This is a genomic window from Pseudoclavibacter sp. JAI123, from assembly GCF_013409665.1.
Classification (GTDB): Bacteria; Actinomycetota; Actinomycetes; order Actinomycetales; family Microbacteriaceae; genus Pseudoclavibacter.
Window position 1 is genome coordinate 395,778 of sequence record NZ_JACCCM010000003.1, and the last position, 18,784, is coordinate 414,561.

Below are 18,784 nucleotides of genomic sequence, written 5' to 3' on the forward strand. Positions count from 1 at the left end.
TTTCGTTCTACCGAGCGGCTAGACGCGAGAATGCGCCGAGTCGGTAGCCGAGGCCCCACGCGAAGACGCGCCAGACTGCCTCGACGATGATGTCGCTCGACATCTTGGAGGCGCCTTCCTGGCGTTCGACGAACGTGATCGGCACCTCGCTCACGCGGATGCCGGATCGTTCGAAGAGCCAGGCCATCTCGATCTGGAAGCAGTAGCCCGCGCTCTTGATGCGGGTGAGGTCGAAGCCCTGGAGGAGGGCGACGCGGTAGCCGCGGTAGCCGGCCGTGATGTCGCGGATCTTGCTCTGCAGCAGCACGCGCGCGTAGATCGACGCTCCCCGGGAGAGGATCTGGCGCTGCAGTGGCCAGTTCTCGGTGCGTCCGCCCGGCATCCACCTGGTGCCGATGACGAGGCCAGCGCCGGCGTCGAGGGCGTCGATCATCTCGGGCAGCCGCTCCGGCGGGTGCGATCCGTCGGCGTCGAACTCGAACACGTAGGTGTACCCGCGCTCCGCTGCGATGGCGAAGCCCTCGAGGTAGGCGGTGCCCAGCCCGAGCTTGCCTGCGCGATGCAGCACGCTGACGCGTTCATCCGCCGCGGCCATCTCGTCGGCCATCTCGCCGGTGCCGTCCGGGCTGTTGTCGTCGACGACCAGCACATGGATGCGCGAGTCGGCACCAAGAACGCGGTCCACGATGGAGCGGACGTTCTCGCGTTCGTTGTAGGTGGGGATGATGACGAGCGTTTCGGGCATTGCGTCATCCTAGCGCGGGGAGGAGCCGGAAATGATGCGATCTCGTGAGCTGTGCAGAGCGCCCTGATGCAACGACCTGGCGGTGCGGAGACTCAGCGGATCGGCTTCGGGAACCCGACCCGCTCGTAGACCTGATCGAGCGTGCTGAGCGCGAGTTCGTTGGCGCGCTCAGCGCCTCGGGCGAGGATGCGGTCGAGCTCGGCCGGGTCGGCGAGGAGCTCGACGGTGCGCTCGCGGATGGGCGCGAAGGTCGACTCGACCAGCGCCGCGAGGCCCTTCTTCAGGTCGCCGTACCCACCACCCGCGTATTGGGCGGCGACGTCGTCGATCGTCGATCCGGAGAGGACGGAGGCGATCGTGAGGAGGTTGGAGACGCCGGGCTTGGCCTCGCGGTCGAAGCGGATCTCGCCGTCGGCGTCGGTCACGGCGCGCATGATCTTCTTGCGGGTGACCTTCTCGTCGTCGAGGAGCCGCAGGAGTCCGGCGTCGGACTCGGCCGACTTGGACATCTTCGCGGTCGGGTTCTGCAGGTCGTAGACCTTCGCGGTTTCCTTCATGATGTGCGGTTCCGGCACGACGAAGGTCTCTCCGAAACGAGAGTTGAAGCGCTCGGCGAGGTTGCGCGTCAGCTCGATGTGCTGGCGCTGGTCTTCACCGACCGGCACGGAGGCGGCCTGGTAGAGCAGGATGTCGGCAGCCATGAGGACGGGGTAGGTGAAGAGGCCGACGGTGGTCGTGTCTGTGCCGTAGCGCTGCGACTTGTCCTTGAACTGCGTCATGCGGCTGGCCTCGCCGAAGCCGGTGATCGTGGAGAGCACCCACTGCAGCTGCGCGTGCGCGGGAACGGCCGACTGCACGAAGAGGATCGAGCGCTCGGGGTCGATCCCGGCCGCGATGTACTGCGCCGCCGTCACCCGGGTGCGCTCGAGCAGAGACGCCGGCTCGAACGGCACCGTGATGGCGTGCTGGTCGACGACGCAGTAGATGGCCGTGTAGTCCTCCTGCATGGGCACCCAGTTGCTGAGCGCGCCCACGAAGTTACCGAGGTGGAGCGAGTCGGCTGAGGGCTGCATGCCGGAGAAGAGCACGGGCTTGGTCATCTGTTGTTCCTCGGGGTCGTGCGGTTGGTGACGCGAGTGGGAAGGTGCTTCAGAACGTGTAGTCGACGACGACAGGCGCGTGGTCCGACCAGCGAGTGTCGTAGCTCGCCGCACGGTCGACGGCGTAGCTGGCGGCCCGCTGCGCGAGGTCAGGGGTGGCGACGTGGTAGTCGATGCGCCAGCCCGTGTCGTTGTCGAAGGCCTGGCCGCGCTGCGACCACCAGGTGTACGGGCCCTCGACCTCGCCGGAGAGGCGGCGGCCCACATCCACGAAGCCGAGCCCGGTGCCGGTGGAGCCGTCCGCACCCTCGACGCTGGCACCGCTCTCCCCGAAGATGCGGTCGAAGTAGGCGCGCTCGCGCGGCAGGAAGCCTGCGCGCTTCACGTTGCCCTTCCAGTTCTTGATGTCGAGCTTCGTGTGCCCGACATTGAGGTCGCCGACGACGAGCGAGTGCGCGCTGTGCGCCTGCAGCTCGGGGAGTCTCGCGCTCATGGCGTCGAGGAACTTCCACTTCTCGTCCTGCTTCGGCGTGTCTGCCTCACCCGAGTTCACGTAGCAGCTCACGACGGTCAGCGGAGTGCCGTCGATGTCGAAGTCGGCCTCGAGCCAGCGGCCGGCCGAGTCGAAGTCTTCCGCCCCGAGGTCGGTGCGGACCTCGCGGATCGGGATGCGCGACGCGATCGCGACACCTGCTCGCCCCTTCGCGGTGGCCAGGTGGTCGTGCAGCTCCCAGTCGGCCGTGTCGATGAGCTTGTGCAGCTCCTCGGTGGGTGCACGCACCTCCTGCAGCGCGAGGATGTCGACGTCGCGCTCAGCGAGCCACTCGCCCATGCCCTTCTTGTAGGCGGCACGGACTCCGTTGACGTTCACTGACGCGATGCGAATGGTCTTTGGCATGGGCTCGAGTCTAGACGCGACCACCGACACGGGGCCCCGGGGCGCCCTCGCTCCAACCGACGCTAGACCCGTCCGCCCTCGAAGCGGCGACGCTGGGCCTCGGCCTCGACGCGACGCTGCTCGCGCAGCAGGGAGCGGTACTCGGCCATCGCCTTCCAGCGGAAGAAGCGTGGCGCCGAGTTGAGGCGCTCCCTCGCCTCGATGACCTCGGTCGCGATCTTCTGACGCTCGGCGCGCAGGATGGTGTCGGTCGACTCCTCCCTGGCTTCCTTCGCGGTGAGGAGCCTCGGAGACGCTCCGATGTCATCCATCGTCACCTTGACCCACGAGGCGGTGAGCAGCAGCACCGTGCAGAGCAGGTTGAGGAAGATCATGAGGCCCAGGAGGACGGCGAAGGAGGCGACAAGCGGGTTGCTCGTCGCGCCGCCGATGAGCGCTGTCGAGATCTGCTTCAGGATGCCGATGATGATCGCCCCGAGGAATGCGGCGAAGAACAGGGAACGGGTCGGGATGCGCAGGCCTGCGAGGATGCGCAGGATGCCGGCGAGAACGACGGTGTCGAACGCGAGCAGGATCAGCACCGTGACGATGCGGATGACGACCAGGGCGAAGCCGCTCGACTCGTCGATGCCAACGGTCTCGAGCAGCGACGACAGGAACGTGGAGGAGAGCACGGTGAGCGCCGCCGAGATGGCGAGGGCGATCGCGAACGCGAGAAGGAAGCCCAGGTCGACGAGCTTCTGCACGACGAAGTTGCGCTTCGTGGCGACGGGGACGTCGAAGATCGTGCGGATGCCCGTGCGCGCCTGCGCGAGCCAGCCGAGCGCGGTGCCGAGGGTACCGACCAGCGCGATGGCGCTCGCCCAGCCGAATGCGCCGGTGTTCTCGAGCAGGCTCGGGTCGATGGCGCCGTCTTCCCCGATCAGGCCCGGAAGCGAGGAATTGAGCACTCCGATGAGCCCGTCGCGCAGCTCCGGACTGGTCGCGAGGAAGATGCCCGCGACAGAGAAGAGGAGCCAGATACCCGCGAAGATGGAGAAGATAGCGGAATACGCCATGCCGCCGGCGAGTACCGAGGCGCTTCTTGCCCCGAAATGAGCGAAGACTCGGGCAGGGCGAGTAGCTTGAGCCCAGGCGATCAGTGCTTTCATGCGCTCGCCGAACGGCGCCTCCGGGGGGAACTTCGGAAACGGCGGCGCGAACGTGGAACTGCGCGAACTCTTGCCTGAGTTTTGCTCGATCACGGTCGAAGCCTACGTTGCTGTGCCGATACGCTGTCTGAGTTACCAGCACGAAGGAGTTGCTATGAAATACACGGGGTTTGGCGTCGGGACCGGCGTCGCTTTCGGTGAAGTCCTGCGCATGCCTGATCCGCTCCCCGAGCCGGCCGACGAGCGCGCCACTGGCGACGCCGCGACCGAGTACGAGCGAGCGATCGCGGCACTCCGTGAAACCGGCGAGGCCCTCACCGCTCGCGCGGCGACGGTCGACGGCGCCGCGAAGAACGTGCTCGAGTCGCAGGCCATGATGGCTGCGGACCCGTCGCTTGCAGACAGCATCAAGTCGGCCACCGAAGCCGGCAAGACCGCCGAGCGCGCTGTCTTCGAGTCCTTCTCCTCCTTCGCCGAGATGCTGAAGAGCCTCGGTGGCTACCTCGCTGAGCGCGCCACCGACCTCGGCGACGTCTCGCAGCGCGTCATCGCGCTGCTCCGCGGCGTCCCCGCCCCCGAGGTCCCCTCGAGCGACACCCCGTTCATCCTCGTCGCGCACGACCTCGCGCCGGCCGACACGGCGAAGCTCGACCTGTCGAAGGTGCTCGCACTCGTCACGCGCGACGGCAGCCCGAAGGCGCACACGGGCATCCTCGCCGCCGAGAAGGGCCTCCCCGCCGTCGTCGCCGTCAAGGAAGCCGACAGCCTGCTCGACGGCATGACGATCGTCGTCGACGCCGCCAAGGGGCAGGTCATCACCGAGCCCAGCGCGGAGCGCATCGCTGAGGCGCAGGCCGAGATCGACCGCGTCGCGGCGATGAAGGCGGCCCCAGTCGAGCCCGGCGAGCTCGCAGACGGCACTCCCGTGCAGATCCTCGCCAACATCGGCAAGCCGGCCGACGCGGAGCGTGCAGCTGCACTCGGCGCAGAGGGCGTCGGCCTCTTCCGCACCGAGTTCCTCTTCCTCGACAGCGACACCGCCCCGACGGTCGAGAAGCAGACGGCCGACTACACGGCCGCACTTGCCCACTTCCCGGGCAAGAAGGTCGTCGTGCGCGTCCTCGACGCCGGGGCGGACAAGCCCCTCGCGTTCCTCACCGAGGCCGACGAGCCGAACCCGGCTCTCGGGCTCCGCGGCATCCGCGTGCTCATGAAGAAGGAGCAAATCCTCCGCGACCAGCTCCAGGCGCTCGCCAACGCGCAGGCCGCGACCGAGGCGAAGGTCTGGGTCATGGCCCCGATGGTCTCCGACGCGCACGAGAGCGAGCACTTCACGTCGCTCGCCCGCGAGTACGGCCTCATGACCGCGGGAAGCATGATCGAGGTTCCCTCGGCAGCGCTCCTCGCCGAGCAGATCCTCGAGACCAGCGACTTCGTCTCCGTCGGCACCAACGACCTGACGCAGTACACGCTGGCCGCGGACCGCCTGCTGGGCAGCGTCGCGGCGTTCCAGGACCCGTGGCACCCGGCCGTGCTGCGACTCATCGAGCGCATCGGTGACGCTGGCGAGCACCACCAGAAGAATGTCGGCGTGTGCGGGGAGGCCGCGGCCGACCCGAACCTCGCGATCGTGCTCGTCGGGCTCGGCGTTCGCTCCCTCTCGATGGCGCCGCCCGCGTTCGTCGAGGTCCGCGCGGCACTCAAGCGCGTCACGCTCGAGCAGGCGAAGGAGATCGCGCACCTCGCGATCTTCGCGAAGTCGGCAGAGGGCGCGAAGGGCCGCGTCGTCGACGCGCTCGCGACGCGCGGCGTCATCACGACGGCCGTGCCGGTCGTCGAGGTCTAGCCACTCGATCCGAGGCCGAGCGCGTCGCCGCGCGGCCGCGCAGATCCCGAGCGGGGTGCATCCGGAGTCTTCCGGATGCACCCCGCTTCGCTCTGCGCTCGGCCGTCAATGCGGGCGTCTAGCGCGTATAGTTGTACAGAATCCAGAAACGATGGAGTGTGCATGTCAGACCCCGGCCCCGTGGCTGCTCTCGAACGCGTCACGGTGCGATACGGAGCGGGTGAGCCAGCGCTCGACAGCATCGACCTCGAGATCCGCCGCGGCGAGATCATCGGCATCGTGGGAGAGTCGGGCGCGGGAAAGTCGACACTGCTGCGGCTGCTCGACGCCGACGAGACGCCAAGCGAGGGCCGGGTGCTCATCGAGGGCGCCGACCCGTCTGCGATGCGCGAACGAGAGCGTCGGGCTCTGCGCCGCCGCATCGGCATGGTCTTCCAGAGCTTCAACCTGCTCGCGAATCGCACGGCTCGGCAGAATGTGGAGCTTCCGCTTCGGCTGCAGCATCGCCGCGATCCGGCCTTCGTCGACGAGCTGCTCGACTACGTGGGGCTCGGCGACCGTGGCGGGGATTACCCGGCGCAGCTCTCAGGCGGACAGAAGCAGCGCGTCGCCATCGCGCGCGCCCTCGTGACGAGACCCCCGCTGCTGCTCTGCGATGAACCCACCTCCGCGCTCGACGAGCGCACGACAAGCGACATCCTGCGACTGCTCGCCTCGACCAGGGACGACTTCGGTACGACCATCGCGCTCGTCACGCACGAGCTCGCCGCGGTGAAAGCGATCTGCGACCGGGCCGCGATCCTCGACAGGGGCCACTTGCAGGGGATCGTGGCGGTCGAGCACAGCGCTCGGGACGACCGCGGCTCGTACGTCGAGCACGCCAAGCGGGTGCTCGGATCGTGATGGAGCTCGTCGACAGCATCGTGACCTCTCTCACAGCCAACGCGGACGCCATCTGGCAGGCGCTCGGCGAGACGGGGTACATGCTCGTCTTCTCCCTGGCCGCCGCGATCGTGCTCGGGCTGCCGCTCGGCGTGGTCATCTTCCTGACGCGCCCCGGCGGAGTGCGCGAGAACCGCGTCATCTGGCGGGCAGCGAACCTCTACGTGACCGTCGTGCGCTCGTTCCCGTTCCTGCTCTTCGTCGTCTTCCTCATCCCACTCACGCGCCTCGTGTTCGGCACGACGTTCGGTACGCAGGCGGCCACGTTCCCGTTGTGCTTCGTCGGTGTCGCGATCTACGCGCGGCTCGTCGAGCAGATCCTGCTCGAGGTGCCGTCCGGCGTCCTGCACGCGGCAAGGTCGATGGGGGCCGACACCGGGCAGATCGTCACCCGGTTCCTCTTCGTCGAAGCGCGCAGCGGGCTCGTCTACGCGCTCACCTCCGCAGCGATCAGCCTGCTCTCGTACTCGACGGTGCTCGGCGTCGTCGGCGGCGGCGGCCTCGGCGACTTCGCTCTGCGCTACGGCTACCAGGAGTACGACTACCCGCTCATGTACACGACGATCGTGATCGTCATCGTGTGCGTTCAGCTGCTGCAGACCGGTGGCCACCGGCTCTCGGTGGCGCTCGACCGCCGCTGAGCGCATCCCTCCCCTGCATCCACCCCGCGAACGCACCGAAAAGGAACCACCAGCCATGACACTTCGACTCCGCACGATCGGGGCGGCGCTCGCCGTCGGATCCCTCGCCCTCCTCACCGCGGGATGCGCGCCGGCCGTCGATGGGGCGAGCGGCGGTGGCGATGTCGTCACCATCAAGGTCGCCGCCACCGTGACCCCCATGACGGATGTCGTCGAAGCGGCGGCCGAGGCCATCGAGGACGGCTACGAGATCGAACTCGTTCCCGTCTCCGACTACGTGCAGCCGAACGTGCTCGTCGAGAACGGTGAGATCGACGCGAACTTCGTGCAGTTCGTGCCGTTCATGGAGGAGTTCAACACCAAGAACGACGCGTCGCTTGCCGGCGTCACGCCGATCTACTCGACGGTCGTCGCGTTCTACTCCAAGACGTTGGGCTCGCTCGACGAGCTGCCGCAGGGTGGCAGCGTCGTGATCCCCAACGACAGCGCGAACGCGGGACGCGCGCTGCAGCTGCTTGCCGATGGCGGCATCATCACCCTCGATGAGGGGGTCGAACGATTCACGGCCAAGGTGGCGGACATCACCGAGAACCCGCGCGAGCTGGCCATCACGCAGGTTGATCTGCTGCAGCTCAACACGGCCTACGAGGAGGCAGACGCGGTCTTCAACCTGCCGTCGTTCGCGCGACAGCTCGGGCTGACGCCGGTCGACAATGGCCTCGCGGTCGAGCAGGATGAGCAGTTCGCGGTGACGCTCGTGACGCGCGAGGACAAGCTCGGCACTCCGGAGATCACCGCACTCGAGAAGGCGTTCACGAGCGACAAGGTTCGGGAGACGCTCGAGTCGCTGGACGTGCCGCCGGCCTTCTAGCGAGCAGGTTCACCGCCGCGGATCGCTGCCAGGCGAATGTCCCAGACGGCCTTCGCTGAGGCGATCACCGCCAGTCGATGTGCCCTTCTCGGGGCGTCATTCGCGCCAGTCGGCTGGCAGCGTTCGAGGGCGAGCGGGCGAGCGGGCGAGCGGGCGAGAGGGCGAGAGGGCGAGCGGGCGAGCGGGCGAGCGGGCGAGAGGGCGAGCGGGCGAGCGGGCGGGCGGACGAGAGGGCGTGCGGGCGGGCGTCGCGGTCGGCGGGGAGTTGAGCCGTGGGCTTGGCGCGGCGGTCAGGCGCTGAACTCGCGCAGCAGCAGTGACGCGTTGTGCCCGCCGAAGCCGAACGAGTTCGACAGCACGGTGCGGATGCGCGCTGGGCGGGCCTCGTGCGCGACGACGTCCAGGTCCGGGAACTCCGGGTCATCGAGGTTGAGGGTCGGCGGGATCACGGAGTCGCGCATCGTGAGCAGCGAGATGACCGCCTCGAGGGCCCCCGCGGCGCCGAGCAGGTGGCCCGTGGCGGACTTGTTCGCGGTCACGGGAACCTCGCCAAGACGTGAGCCGAGGAGCTCGCGCAGCGCGGACGTCTCCATGGCGTCGTTGAGCGGCGTGCTCGTGCCGTGCGCGTTGACGTGGTCGAGCCCGCTCGCGTCGAGGCTTGCGTCGTCCAGAGCCGCGCGCATCGCCGCGAGGGCGCCGCTGCCGTCCGGGCGGGGCGCCGTCGGGTGGTATGCGTCTGACGTGGCACCGTAGCCGGCGACCTCGCCGAGGATCTCGGCGCCCCGCGCGATCGCGCTCTCCTCCGATTCGACGAGCAGCGCTGCAGCACCCGCTGACATGACGAACCCGTGGCGCGCGCGGTCGAAGGGTCGGCTCGCGGTGTGCGGCGCATCCTCGTGCCCGATCGCGAGGGCGCCGAGGGTTGCGTTGACAGCGAGATTGACGCGGTTCAGGCAGTCGTCGGCCGCGACGACGAGCACGGCGTCGGCGTACCCGTGCCTGATGGTGCGCATGGCCTCTCCGAGGGCGACGGTGCCGCTCGCGCAGGTCGCGGAGAGCCCGGCGGTGGCGCCGCGCGCGCCGTAGCGCTCGCTGAGGTAGGCGGCGGCTGCGTCCGGGCCGCCGTACACGACGACGCCTGGTGGCACGCGGCGAGGCCCGGAGCTGTCGAGGATGCGCGCGGCGTCCTGAGTGAGCGAGACGGGACCGGAGCCGGTCGCGATGGTCACAGCGAACCTGGTCGAGTCGAACGGCAGCGAGCCTGGCGTGATGCCCGTCGAGCGCATGGCTTCGTCGGCGGCGGCCACAGCGTAGTGCGCGTGCCGATCGAGGCGGGCGACATCCCGCTTGGGGAGGTGGTCGGCTGCGATGAAGCCGTGGACCTCGCCCGCGACGCGCACGGTGAGGTCGGCGACGTCGATGCTCTCGATCCGTCGGATGCCGCTGCGCCCCGCGAGCAGCGACGCCCAGGTGCTGGCGGCGTCGAGCCCGTTCGGGGTGACCGCGCCGACGGCGGTGACGACCGCGCGCCTCACAGGCGGTCCGCCTCACCGGAGGTGACGAGCTCGAGAGCCGCCGCGCGGCGGATCTTCCCGCCGGCGGTGCGCGGCAGGAGCTGCACGCGGTACAGGCGGTGCGGCACGAACTGGGGCGCGAGCCGTGCCCTCAGGTGGCCGAGCATCTGCGCCTTGGCGGGGAGCGCATCCGGATCACCCTCGATCACCACCGCCACGAGCGATCCGAGGGTGTCGTCCGGCAGCGGGACGGCGCAGCACTGCTCGCAGCCGGGCAGCGAGGCTAGCGCGCGCTCGACCTGGGGGAGCGACACCTTGTGCCCGCCGGAGACGGCCACGTCACCGGCGCGGCCGAGCAGCTGGATGCGCCCGTCCTCGAACGACGCGAGGTCGTTGACGCTCGCCCACCCCTCGGCGTCCGTGATGCGGTCTGCGCTTGTCGCCGCGAGGTATCGCTCGACGGCTGACCCCACGCGGATATGCAGCGTGCCGGTCTCGCCAGCCGGCACCTCGCCCCCGGCTTCATCGCGGACGCTCACCTCGACGCCAGCGAAGGGGGCGAGGTTCGTGCCGTCGCCCTCGTCGCTGTACCCGATGAACCCGATCTCCGAGGCTCCGTAGTAGCTGCGCAGGTGGGCGGTCGGGACGGCCTCCTCGAAGCCGCTGCGGATGTGCTCCGGCTGGTTGGCTCCGCCCGTGATGACCTCGACGAGCGAAGCGAGCGACTGCTCGCTCCGGCGTGCTGCTTGGAGGAGGGCGAGCAGCATGGCGGGTACACCGACGAAACGCTCGATGCGCTCCTCCGCGATGGTGCGCGAAGCCGCTCGCGCATCGAATCCGCTCTGCAGGTGGAGCGAACCACCCGTCCCGAGCACCTCGACGAGCGCGTACAGCGTGAGGCTGTAGGAGAGTGGGCCGGGCGCGATCGTCGAGCGGCCGTCGGCGGTGCCGAGGTACTGTCGGCTGATGCCGACGTTGTGGTCCCAGCTGCCGCGCGTGCGCAGGAACCCCTTGGGGAGGTCGGTGGTGCCCGATGTGAAGAGCAGCAGGAAGGGCTCGTCACGCGGCCTGACCTCGGGGCCAGGTGCCGCATCGCCTCGTCTGGCGAGCGCTTCCGCGGCGGCCAGGTCGAACGACGCCAGCGACGTCACCGTCGCACCCCAGGCTGCGGCGTCCAGCTGCTCGGCGAACTCCGGGTCGTCGGTGATGACGAGCGCCGGTTCGACGCGGCGCAGGATCTCGAGTCGGTGCTCGAGTGGCCAGAGCGGGTCGAGCACGGCGGCGACGGCGCGGAAGCTGATGACTCCCGTCAGAAGGCGCGCGGCGTCGAAGGCGCGCGACAGGGAGAGCGCGACGATCGGCACGCCGGCGGTCTCGGCGGCGGATGCGCCGCTCGCGATGGGCTCCGACGAGCCGAGCAGCGTCTCGACGCCTGCCCGGACCTGGGCGCAGGAGCGGGACAGCTCGCCGTAGCTGAGGCGCTCGCCGTCGCCGGCAAGCGCAGTGCGGCTCGGCCAGCGGGCCGCGGTGTCGATGAGCGTGCGAGTGATGGGCACCACACGATTCTAGGTCGCGGACCTCTGTGCGGCTGAGGCGTGCGCGGGGTGCCGTGTCGGGCGTCTCCCAGCGGGTTCCCTCCGCCGCGCGCGCACCGCGTCACCCCGGGGTGGGCATCCCGGCGCGGAGACGCTCAGTCGAGCCCGACACCGTTTCGCAGCTCGCGACCCTTCGCGATGTCCCTGTCGATCTGCTCGAGCCTCTTCGCGCTCGCCTTCGTGTCGCGCGGCGGCAGCTGGATGCTCTGCTCAGCCTCGATGCCCCCGCGCAGCTCCCGCACCCGCTCGATCTCAGCGTCGCACTGCGCGCCGAAGAGCAGAGCGAGGTTGACGATCCACAGCCAGAGCAGCGCGATGATGACTCCGGCGACGCCGCCGTACAGCCGCTCGTAGCTGCTGAAGTTCGCGACGTAGAAGAAGAACCCGCCGCTTGCGACGACCGTCACGAAGAGGGCGATGAACGCGCCGAGCGTCATCCACTTGAACTTCGGCAGCCTCACGTTGGGCGTTCCGTAGAAGAGCACCGCGATCATCACGATCACGACAGCGAGGACGATGGGCCAGCGGGCGAAGCTCCAGACCGCGAGCGATGCGTCGCCGAGGCCGATGAGGCCGCCGACCGCCGCGGCTACGGGGCCGGACAGCGCCAGGATCCCGAAGATCAGCAGCATGAGCACGAGGAGGACGATCGTCCAGATCATCATGATCGGGCGGAGCTTCCAGAACGGGCGACCCTCGTCGATCTCGTAGACCGTGTTCATGGCGTGCGAGAAGCAGTTCACGTACCCGGACGCCGACCAGAGGGCACCGAGCAGACCGACCACGAACGCAGTGCCCGCGCCGCTGGACTCGCCGAGCTGCTCGACCGTGTTCCGCAGCGTCTCCGCGAAGGTCGGATCGGTCAGGTAGGTCGACATCTCATCGATGAACGACACCGCCTCCTCCGTCAGCCCGAAGAGGCCGATGACCGACATGAGCGCCAACAGCGCGGGGAAGACCCCCAGCAGCATGTAGAACGTGAGCGCGGCGGCGAGCACCGTGCTCTTGTCGCGGAGGAACTCGCGGATGGCGCGCGTCAGGATGTACCGCCAGGCTGGGCCGAGAACCGGTTTGAGTCCCTCCGGCTTGCGAGGGTCCCGCGCATCCGGGGCCGTCTGCGCCTTGACGACGCTGGTCTCGTGGGGTGAGCCGGGTGTGGTCATAGGAGCAGGCTAGGTGGGGCGGTGGGTCGAGGGTGGAGGGCGCGCGCTCGGGAGCGAGAGTCACGTCGACGTGAGGGGCCGACACGCGAAGAGGGGCAGCCGAACTCGGCTGCCCCTCTTCGCGTGTGGATGCTCGTCGGTTAGACGCGGCCCTTGAGCATGGCCTGCTTGACCTCGGCGATGGCCTTCGTCACCTGGATGCCGCGGGGGCAGGCCTCGGTGCAGTTGAAGGTCGTGCGGCAGCGCCAGACGCCCTCGCGGTCGTTGAGGATGTCGAGGCGGACCTTCGCGTCCTCGTCACGGGAGTCGAAGATGAAGCGGTGCGCGTTGACGATCGCGGCGGGGCCGAAGTACTGGCCGTCGGTCCAGAACACGGGGCACGACGTGGTGCACGCGGCGCACAGGATGCACTTGGTGGTGTCGTCGAAGCGCTCGCGGTCGGCGATCGACTGGAAGCGCTCCTTGCCCTTCTCGGGCTCAGCCTGTGCCTTCAGGAAGGGCTGCACCTCGCGGTACGCCTCGAAGAACGGCTCCATGTCGACGATGAGGTCCTTCTCGAGGGGGAGCCCCTTGATGGCCTCGACGTAGATGGGCTTCGAGATGTCGAGGTCCTTGACCAGCGTCTTGCAGGCGAGGCGGTTGCGGCCGTTGATGCGCATGGCATCGGACCCGCAGATGCCGTGCGCGCAGGAGCGACGGAACGCGAGCGAGCCGTCCTGGTCCCACTTGATGCGGTGCAGCGCGTCGAGGATGCGGTCGGTCGGGTACATCTCGACGTCGAACGCCTCCCAGTACGGCTCGGTGTCCGTCTCGGGGCTGTAGCGGCGGACGTTGAGCGTCACCGTGAACGGCTTGGGAGCCTCGATGGGCGCCTCGGGTGCTTCAGTTGTTGCAGCAGTCATTCTGTGAAGCCCTTCCTAGTACTTGCGCTCGGTCGGCTCGTAGCGCGTCACGCGCACGGGCTTCTTGTCGAGTCGGATGTGGTCGGCGGGGTCGGGGGACTTCCGGTCGCCGGTGAGGTACGCCATGGTGTGGTGCATCCAGTTGACGTCGTCGCGCTTCGGGAAGTCGTCGCGCATGTGGCCGCCACGGCTTTCCTCGCGGTTGAGGGCGCAGTAGACGAGCACCTCGGCGAGGTCGAGCAGGAAGCCGAGCTCGATGCCTTCGAGGAGCTCCGTGTTGTAGCGCTTGCCCTTGTCGAAGACGGCGATCTGCGTGTAGCGCTCGCGCAGCGAGTGGATGACCTTGGTCGCCTCGGTCAGCGTCTCCGAGGTGCGGAACACCTGGGCGTTCTTGTCCATCGTCTCCTGCAGCTCGCGACGCAGGCCGGCGACTGACTCGGTGCCGGTGGATGCCTGGAGGTCGTCGACCATGCTCTTCACGAACGCGGCGGCGTCGTCGGGCAGGGGAGCGAACTCGGCGGTCTTCACGTACTCGACGGCGTTGCGGCCGCTTCGCTTGCCGAAGACATTGATGTCGAGCAGCGAGTTGGTGCCGAGGCGGTTCGAGCCGTGCACCGAGACGCAGGCGCACTCGCCGGCTGCGTAGAGGCCGGGGATGACGGTCTCGTTGTCGGAGAGCACCTCGCCGGCGTTGTTCGTGGGGATGCCGCCCATCGCGTAGTGCGCGGTCGGGTACACGGGCACGGGCTCGGTGACGGGGTCGACGCCGAGGTACGTGCGAGCGAACTCGGTGATGTCGGGGAGCTTCGTCTCGAGGACCTCGGCACCGAGGTGGGTGCAGTCGAGGTAGACGTAGTCCTTGTGCGGGCCGGCGCCGCGACCGTCGAGGACTTCCTGCACCATGGAGCGGGCGACGATGTCGCGGGGTGCGAGGTCCTTGATGGTGGGCGCGTAGCGCTCCATGAAGCGCTCACCGGATGCGTTGCGCAGGATCGCGCCCTCGCCGCGTGCGCCCTCGGTGAGGAGGATGCCGAGGCCAGCGAGACCGGTGGGGTGGAACTGGTAGAACTCCATGTCCTCGAGCGGGAGGCCACGGCGCCAGACGATGCCCATGCCGTCACCCGTGAGCGTGTGCGCGTTGGACGTGGTCTTGAAGACCTTGCCGAAGCCGCCCGTCGCGAAGATGAAGGCCTTGCCCTGGAAGACGTGCAGCTCGCCCGTCTTGAGCTCTAGCGCCACGATGGCCGCGGGGACCTCCTGGCCGTCGACCTCGGTCATGACGATGTCGAGCGCGTAGAACTCGTTGAAGAACTTCACGTTGTGCTTGACGCAGTTCTGGTAGAGCGTCTGGAGGATCATGTGACCGGTGCGGTCGGCCGCGTAGCAGGCCCGGCGGACGGGCGCCTTGCCGTGGTCGCGCGTGTGGCCACCGAAGCGGCGCTGGTCGATCTTGCCCTCTGGCGTGCGGTTGAAGGGGAGGCCCATGTTCTCGAGGTCGATGACCGCCTCGATGGCTTCCTTCGCGAGGATCTCGGCAGAGTCCTGGTCGACGATGTAGTCGCCGCCCTTGACGGTGTCGTAGGTGTGCCACTCCCAGTTGTCGTCCTCGACGTTCGCGAGGGCCGCAGCCATGCCGCCCTGGGCCGCACCGGTGTGCGAGCGCGTCGGGTAGAGCTTCGTGACGACAGCCGTGTCTGCGCCCTGGGCGGCCTCGATGGCCGCGCGCATCCCTGCACCACCGGCGCCGACGATGACGATCTCGTGCTGGTGGTAGTGGACGCCGTCGACGGTGCGCGTCGGAGCGAGCTTCTCTGCCATATGTCTGTGGCTCTTCTTTCTCAGGTGGTGGAAGTCGTGTGGCCGAGCGCCGCGGCTAGGCCGGGCAGAAGCTCGGCAGGTTCTCGGCGGCGCCGTTGGCGGGGCACGGGTCGAACGTGTAGATCACCAGGAGGCCGAGGACGATGAGCACCGTCGTGACGATGAACAGTGTGACCTGCAGCGCGCGGCGCGTGCTGGCCTTCGACACGTAGTCGTTGATGATCGTGCGCATGCCGTTGGCGCCGTGGATGAACGCGAGGACGAGCATGAGCGTGTCCCAGACGACCCAGAACGGGTCGGCCATCTTGCCGGCGACGAAGGCGAAGTCGATCGCTGCGACGCCCTGCCCGACCATGAGGTTCGTGAACAGGTGGCCGAAGATCAGGATGACGAGCAGCACGCCGGAGACGCGCATGAACGCCCATCCGATGCGCTCCCAGTTCGTGCTGTTCTTGGCGGCAGCTGCCGAGCGCGGGTACTCGATGGTTTCGATAGTCATGGCAGCTCCCTCCTAGTGGCTGAACACGTTGATCAGGTGGCGGGGCGTGAAGCCGATCATCGTGACGACGCAGAGGCCGATGACGATCCAGAACATGAGCTTCTGGTACTTCGCGCCGCCCGGCAGGAAGTCGATGAGGATGATGCGGATGCCGTTGAACGCGTGGTAGCAGATGGCTGCCACGAGTCCGACCTCGCCGATGCCCATGATGGGCGTCTGGTAGGTGTGGATGGCCGCGTTGTAAGCCTCAGGGCTGACGCGCACGAGCGACGTGTCGAGCACGTGCACGATCAGGAAGAAGAAGATGGAGACGCCGGTGATGCGGTGGAGAACCCAGGACCACATGCCCTCGTTCCCCCGGTACAGCGTGCCGCCGCGATGCGGCTTCTTCGCTGACTTCTTCGGGGCTGTCGAGCCCGCCGGAGCTGGTGTCTGTACGGCTGACACGGGATTGCCCTTCTGTCGCGTTGCGTTCTCCGCTCAGGACTCTTGCGCCGAGGAGGTGAAGATGAGCGGCAGGCCCCAACTACACTGCGTTGGGCATGTTGATACCCGCCTAGACTACGCCTTCCGCGCTTTTCAGCTGGGAAGGTATACCTTCCTTCGTGCGAAGCCGCGTCGGCGGGACCTGGCCCTTCAGACGTGGGGCAGAACGCTCGGCTGCCGCACATCCGTCATGACGGAAGCGTAGTGCGCGAGGAGCTCGTCGCAGACGCTCGTCCACGAACGGGAGAGCACGCGCCGCCGGCCCGCCTCGCCCATGCGAGCTCGAAGACCCGGGGAATCGACGAGCTGCTCGAGCATGCCCCTGAGGTCGAGGTCGCCCGCTCGGTCCGGATCGAAGTGGAAGCCATCGACGCCGTGCTCGACGAGGTCGATCGGCCCACCGGCGTACGGCGCCACGACGGGGAGGCCGCTCGCGTGCGCCTCCTGGATGGTCTGGCCGAACGTCTCCTCAGTTCCCGTGTGCACGAAGACGTCGAAGCTGGCGTAGGCCAGAGCCAGGTCGCGGCCACCGAGCCTGCCGGCGAAGTGCACGGGCACGCCCTTGAGCGCCTTGCGGATGCTCGGTTCGGAAGGCCCATCGCCCACGACGACGAGCTGCACCCCGTCGAGGCCGCGCAGGGAGGCGAGGCGCTCGACCTGCTTCTCCGGCGCGAGTCGGCCGACGTAGCCGATGATCGTGCGCGACTCGGCGCCAAGCCGTCGGCGGCTGTTCTGGACGGCCTGTTCGTGCTTGTTCCGCGGGTGATAGGTCTCGAGATCAACCCCTCGACCCCAGCGGGTGGCGTTGGTGATCTTCGCGCGACGCAGATCACCGAGCGCCGCGCTCGACGGCGCGAGCGTCAGGTCGGCGTTGTTGTGCAGCCAGCGGATGAACCACCAGGCGAAGCCCTCCATGGCGCTCAGGCGGTTGCGCTTCGTGTACCCGGCGACGTCGGTCTGGAAGACGGCGACGCTCGGGATGCCTCGTCGCTTCGCGGCGGCGATCGCCTGCGATCCCAGAAAGAGGGGGCTCGCCGCGTGCACGATGTCAGGCGCGAACTCGGCGAGCAGTCGGTCCACCCTTGGGGAGGGGAGGCCGACCGGGAACTGGCGGTAGTCGAGGGCTGGCACCTCGACGACCCGAAAGCCGCGATACTCGCTGGGCGAGCCGGCGGCCGGGGTGATGACCATCGCCTCATGACCGCGCAGTGCGAGGTGGTCGAGCACCTTGCACACGCTGTTCGTCACGCCGTTGACAGTGGGGAGGAAGCTCTCGGTGACGACCGCGATGCGCATGACGCGAACGTAGGCGGCCAGCGTGGCGTCGAGGTGAACTCCGGGCGACGTGTTCCCGACGACATATCCACAGCATCGTCACGCCGAAACCAGCAGGAGACAGTGTTCCCCTATGGTGTTGCGCATGGCAGATGCGATCGATCGGTTCTATGGCGTGATCCCAGCGGGAGGCGTCGGTTCCCGACTCTGGCCCCTCTCGCGGGCCGAAGCCCCGAAGTTCCTCCACGACGTCGTCGGAAACGGCTCGACCCTGCTGAGGGCGACCTGGGACCGGCTCGCGCCGCTGTGCGCTGAAGACCGGCTGCTCGTCGTGACGGGTGAGGCGCACGCGAAGGAGGTGCGCGCGCAGCTTCCCGAGCTCATCGAGGAGAACATCGTGCTCGAGAGCGAGGGGCGGGAATCGACGGCGGCGATCGGCCTCGCCGCCGCGATCCTGCAGCGCCGTGTGCCAGACGCCATCATCGGCTCCTTCGCCGCTGACCACCTCATCGGCGCAACCGACCGCTTCGCCGCCGCAGTGCGCGAGGCCGTCGAGGCTGCCGACGCCGGCGTCATCGTGACGATCGGCATCCAGCCCATCGAGCCGTCGACCGCATTCGGCTACATCCGAGCGGGCAAGCCGCTCAAGATCCCAGCCGCACCGAGCGCCCGCAAGGTCGACGCGTTCGTCGAGAAGCCCAAGGAGGCGACCGCGCGCCGCTACCTGGCGTCTGGCGAGTACCTGTGGAACGCCGGCATGTTCTTCGCGCGCGTCGACCGCCTCATGGAGGCGCTCGCCGAGTCGAACCCGGTCCTGGCCGCGGGCATCAACGAGATCGCCGATGCCTGGGGCACCGAGCAGCAGGCCGAGGTCACGGCGCGCGTCTGGCCCGGCCTCGAGAAGATCGCCATCGACTACACGGTGGCCGAGCCGGCCGCCGCGCGCGGTGAGCTCGCCGTCATCCCCGGCTACTTCCAGTGGGACGACGTGGGTGACTTCGCAGCGGTGAGCCGACTCCGCAAGAGCACCAACGGCAACGGCGTGACGGTGCACGGCGACGAGAGCAACGTCGTCGTCGTCGACGGCTCCGGGCTCATCGTCAACCACACAGACCGAGTCGTCGCCATCGCCGGCATCAAGGACATCGTCGTCGTCGATACGCCGGATGCGCTGCTCGTCACGACCGCGGCCAACGCGCAGAAGGTGAAGCAGCTGGTCGCCGAGATCAAGGAGTCGAGGCGCCCGGAAGTCCTGTAGTCCGCCTCCCTCTCCTCTGCGCGCGTGCACGGTCACAACGATCCGTGCACGCGCGTAGCGGTCTGGGCGCGGCTCCCACT

Annotated in this window: 17 protein-coding genes; 5 read left to right on the forward strand and 12 right to left on the reverse strand. The window is 68.4% G+C overall.

Annotated elements, in window-relative coordinates:
- Nucleotides 1-7: 7 nt before the first annotated feature.
- From HDC34_RS16985 to HDC34_RS17000, 4 genes are all read right to left on the reverse strand, one after another.
- Nucleotides 8-745 carry a polyprenol monophosphomannose synthase gene (locus HDC34_RS16985; protein ID WP_104252191.1) on the reverse strand — a complete coding sequence of 246 codons (738 nt, stop codon included), beginning with the start codon at nt 743-745 and terminating at the stop codon, nt 8-10.
- A gap of 92 nt (nt 746-837) precedes the next feature.
- Nucleotides 838-1,845: a tryptophan--tRNA ligase gene (gene trpS / locus HDC34_RS16990; protein ID WP_179557896.1), complete on the reverse strand. Its 1,008-nt coding sequence runs from the start codon at nt 1,843-1,845 to the stop codon at nt 838-840.
- Between the two features lie 49 nt (nt 1,846-1,894).
- On the reverse strand, nt 1,895-2,743 hold the full coding sequence (locus tag HDC34_RS16995) for an exodeoxyribonuclease III (protein ID WP_104312851.1): 849 nt from the start codon (nt 2,741-2,743) through the stop codon (nt 1,895-1,897).
- 62 nt (nt 2,744-2,805) lie between these two features.
- Nucleotides 2,806-3,894, reverse strand: a complete 1,089-nt coding sequence (locus HDC34_RS17000) for a YihY/virulence factor BrkB family protein (RefSeq protein WP_104312850.1) — start codon at nt 3,892-3,894, stop codon at nt 2,806-2,808.
- A 154-nt stretch (nt 3,895-4,048) separates the two neighbouring features.
- On the opposite strand from HDC34_RS17000, the gene ptsP reads away from it, so the two are divergent.
- From ptsP to HDC34_RS17020, 4 genes are all read left to right on the forward strand, one after another.
- A complete protein-coding gene (gene ptsP / locus HDC34_RS17005) occupies nt 4,049-5,740 on the forward strand; it encodes a phosphoenolpyruvate--protein phosphotransferase (protein WP_179557898.1) in 1,692 nt (563 codons plus the stop codon).
- Between the two features lie 162 nt (nt 5,741-5,902).
- A complete protein-coding gene (locus HDC34_RS17010; protein WP_179557899.1) occupies nt 5,903-6,643 on the forward strand; it encodes an ATP-binding cassette domain-containing protein in 741 nt (246 codons plus the stop codon).
- Between the two features lie 20 nt (nt 6,644-6,663).
- A complete protein-coding gene (locus HDC34_RS17015) occupies nt 6,664-7,323 on the forward strand; it encodes a methionine ABC transporter permease (RefSeq protein WP_258068302.1) in 660 nt (219 codons plus the stop codon).
- A 55-nt stretch (nt 7,324-7,378) separates the two neighbouring features.
- Complete coding sequence (locus HDC34_RS17020; protein ID WP_179557900.1) at nt 7,379-8,194, forward strand: MetQ/NlpA family ABC transporter substrate-binding protein; 816 nt, start codon at nt 7,379-7,381, stop codon at nt 8,192-8,194.
- Nucleotides 8,195-8,484: 290 nt separating this feature from the next.
- Here the strand turns inward: HDC34_RS17020 and HDC34_RS17025 are convergent, their stop codons facing one another.
- From HDC34_RS17025 to HDC34_RS17060, 8 genes are all read right to left on the reverse strand, one after another.
- Nucleotides 8,485-9,729: a beta-ketoacyl synthase gene (locus HDC34_RS17025; protein ID WP_179557901.1), complete on the reverse strand. Its 1,245-nt coding sequence runs from the start codon at nt 9,727-9,729 to the stop codon at nt 8,485-8,487.
- Complete coding sequence (locus HDC34_RS17030) at nt 9,726-11,264, reverse strand: class I adenylate-forming enzyme family protein (RefSeq protein WP_179557902.1); 1,539 nt, start codon at nt 11,262-11,264, stop codon at nt 9,726-9,728. Before HDC34_RS17030 ends, HDC34_RS17025 begins: the two co-directional genes overlap by 4 nt.
- A gap of 134 nt (nt 11,265-11,398) precedes the next feature.
- Nucleotides 11,399-12,466 carry a YihY/virulence factor BrkB family protein gene (locus HDC34_RS17035; protein ID WP_104312844.1) on the reverse strand — a complete coding sequence of 356 codons (1,068 nt, stop codon included), beginning with the start codon at nt 12,464-12,466 and terminating at the stop codon, nt 11,399-11,401.
- A gap of 140 nt (nt 12,467-12,606) precedes the next feature.
- Entirely contained in the window at nt 12,607-13,368 is a 762-nt protein-coding gene (locus HDC34_RS17040) for a succinate dehydrogenase iron-sulfur subunit (protein WP_104243064.1), read from the reverse strand.
- Between the two features lie 15 nt (nt 13,369-13,383).
- Nucleotides 13,384-15,186 (reverse strand): succinate dehydrogenase flavoprotein subunit, encoded by a 1,803-nt coding sequence (gene sdhA / locus HDC34_RS17045; protein WP_104252203.1) that lies wholly within the window; start codon nt 15,184-15,186, stop codon nt 13,384-13,386.
- Between the two features lie 55 nt (nt 15,187-15,241).
- Nucleotides 15,242-15,685, reverse strand: a complete 444-nt coding sequence (sdhD, locus tag HDC34_RS17050; protein ID WP_179557903.1) for a succinate dehydrogenase, hydrophobic membrane anchor protein — start codon at nt 15,683-15,685, stop codon at nt 15,242-15,244.
- A 12-nt stretch (nt 15,686-15,697) separates the two neighbouring features.
- Nucleotides 15,698-16,030, reverse strand: a complete 333-nt coding sequence (gene sdhC / locus HDC34_RS17055; protein WP_104252310.1) for a succinate dehydrogenase, cytochrome b556 subunit — start codon at nt 16,028-16,030, stop codon at nt 15,698-15,700.
- A 291-nt stretch (nt 16,031-16,321) separates the two neighbouring features.
- Entirely contained in the window at nt 16,322-17,467 is a 1,146-nt protein-coding gene (locus tag HDC34_RS17060) for a glycosyltransferase family 1 protein (RefSeq protein ID WP_179557904.1), read from the reverse strand.
- Nucleotides 17,468-17,591: 124 nt separating this feature from the next.
- On the opposite strand from HDC34_RS17060, the gene HDC34_RS17065 reads away from it, so the two are divergent.
- On the forward strand, nt 17,592-18,704 hold the full coding sequence (locus HDC34_RS17065; protein WP_104313027.1) for a mannose-1-phosphate guanylyltransferase: 1,113 nt from the start codon (nt 17,592-17,594) through the stop codon (nt 18,702-18,704).
- The last annotated feature ends 80 nt before the right edge of the window (nt 18,705-18,784 follow it).

Coding starts and splice junctions, on each gene's coding strand:
- HDC34_RS17065 (WP_104313027.1), top strand. CDS start 17,592: ATGGCAGATGCGATCGATCGGTTCTATGGCGTGATCCCAGCGGGAGGC.
- trpS (WP_179557896.1), bottom strand. CDS start 1,845: ATGACCAAGCCCGTGCTCTTCTCCGGCATGCAGCCCTCAGCCGACTCG.
- HDC34_RS17060 (WP_179557904.1), bottom strand. CDS start 17,467: ATGCGCATCGCGGTCGTCACCGAGAGCTTCCTCCCCACTGTCAACGGC.
- HDC34_RS16995 (WP_104312851.1), bottom strand. CDS start 2,743: ATGCCAAAGACCATTCGCATCGCGTCAGTGAACGTCAACGGAGTCCGT.
- ptsP (WP_179557898.1), top strand. CDS start 4,049: ATGAAATACACGGGGTTTGGCGTCGGGACCGGCGTCGCTTTCGGTGAA.
- HDC34_RS17010 (WP_179557899.1), top strand. CDS start 5,903: ATGTCAGACCCCGGCCCCGTGGCTGCTCTCGAACGCGTCACGGTGCGA.
- HDC34_RS17040 (WP_104243064.1), bottom strand. CDS start 13,368: ATGACTGCTGCAACAACTGAAGCACCCGAGGCGCCCATCGAGGCTCCC.
- sdhD (WP_179557903.1), bottom strand. CDS start 15,685: ATGACTATCGAAACCATCGAGTACCCGCGCTCGGCAGCTGCCGCCAAG.
- sdhA (WP_104252203.1), bottom strand. CDS start 15,186: ATGGCAGAGAAGCTCGCTCCGACGCGCACCGTCGACGGCGTCCACTAC.
- HDC34_RS17000 (WP_104312850.1), bottom strand. CDS start 3,894: ATGAAAGCACTGATCGCCTGGGCTCAAGCTACTCGCCCTGCCCGAGTC.
- HDC34_RS17020 (WP_179557900.1), top strand. CDS start 7,379: ATGACACTTCGACTCCGCACGATCGGGGCGGCGCTCGCCGTCGGATCC.
- HDC34_RS16985 (WP_104252191.1), bottom strand. CDS start 745: ATGCCCGAAACGCTCGTCATCATCCCCACCTACAACGAACGCGAGAAC.
- sdhC (WP_104252310.1), bottom strand. CDS start 16,030: ATGTGGTCCTGGGTTCTCCACCGCATCACCGGCGTCTCCATCTTCTTC.
- HDC34_RS17035 (WP_104312844.1), bottom strand. CDS start 12,466: ATGACCACACCCGGCTCACCCCACGAGACCAGCGTCGTCAAGGCGCAG.